1 protein-coding gene and 1 pseudogene are annotated in these 958 nt (G+C 50.5%); both read right to left on the bottom strand.

What is annotated here, in order from left to right:
• Positions 1–286: pseudogene (locus QZ197_RS15870) on the bottom strand (IS66 family transposase); the annotation flags it as partial.
• A gap of 314 nt (positions 287–600) precedes the next feature.
• Positions 601–837 (bottom strand): IS66 family insertion sequence element accessory protein TnpB, encoded by a 237-nt coding sequence (gene tnpB / locus QZ197_RS15865; protein WP_296433201.1) that lies wholly within the window; start codon positions 835–837, stop codon positions 601–603.
• Positions 838–958 lie beyond the last annotated feature (121 nt).

Here is a 958-nt window from a genome sequence, read left to right as displayed (position 1 = left end):
GAGCGTATTTTGGACGAATGATGACCTTGCGCACCAGACTAGCAGGGGTATACTCGACCCACTCGCTGCGCTCTTCGCCAATCTTGACCATACCCGTAGTGTCCTCTTCTGGCTCGATAGTGACTTTGTCAATAGGAAAATGATCGGGGATGGGGGTGCGCCCTGGATGTGGCTTGGCCTGTGGCTTGTTGCGCTCGTAGGTGATGATTTCCTTGACGGGCTCGGCTTCAACTTGTTCGGTATCAACTTGTTCGGTCTGCTGCTCGGCAAGTAACTCCGCAAACATATTGAGTTGTTCGCTAGAGATATCCTGGGGGACAAAGCGTTCGCTCCAGCTGTTCCAGACGGAATTGCAACTGGGCAATCACAGCTTTTTGAGCCTCGTTTTCAGCTAAAACAGCTTGATATTTTGCTATGGATATTGCTCCTTTCACGTCTACAAAATACGTAAAATTACAGGGTTTTTCTGCATCAAAATGCGACTAATTTTAAAAAAATTACCCCGCTTTTCGATACCTTTTCCGTCTCTTGATGGACTTGATATCGATACCTTCCAGTACCATGACCAAGTCAGACCAGAGCAGTTCTGCCGCCCCCTTTTTAGCGGCTGCAAGTCCCTTGCTCCAGCTGTTTGTAGTACAAGGCAAAACCCGTGGTGTCCCACATCAACAGCTTGATCCGGTCGCGCCGCCGGTTGAGGAAAATAAACACATCGCCGCTCATCAAGTCGTGGTCGATATGCTGGCGCACCAAGCCGCTCAGCCCCGCAAAGCCTTTACGCATATCCGTAGGGGAGCCGTACAGAAAATACCGCTGTTGGCGGGAAAAACTAAACATTAGCCAGGGCTTTTGCCACTTGGGCCAAAGTAGAAATGCAAGCGCTGCGTAAAACCACCTCTCCTCCCGGCAAGCAGACGATCAACTCGTGATCGGCAACGGGCTGTAGCTGCTGAAATCC

Origin of the sequence: Yoonia sp., from assembly GCF_017854415.1 — a bacterium.
GTDB lineage: Bacteria > Pseudomonadota > Alphaproteobacteria > Rhodobacterales > Rhodobacteraceae > Yoonia.
Note: the sequence above shows the minus strand (reverse complement) of the source record. Positions and strands in the feature narration are given on the sequence as shown.

What these genes read in the sequence shown, in the direction of transcription:
- tnpB (WP_296433201.1), bottom strand. Translation starts at nt 837, where the DNA reads ATGTTTAGTTTTTCCCGCCAACAGCGGTATTTTCTGTACGGCTCCCCT.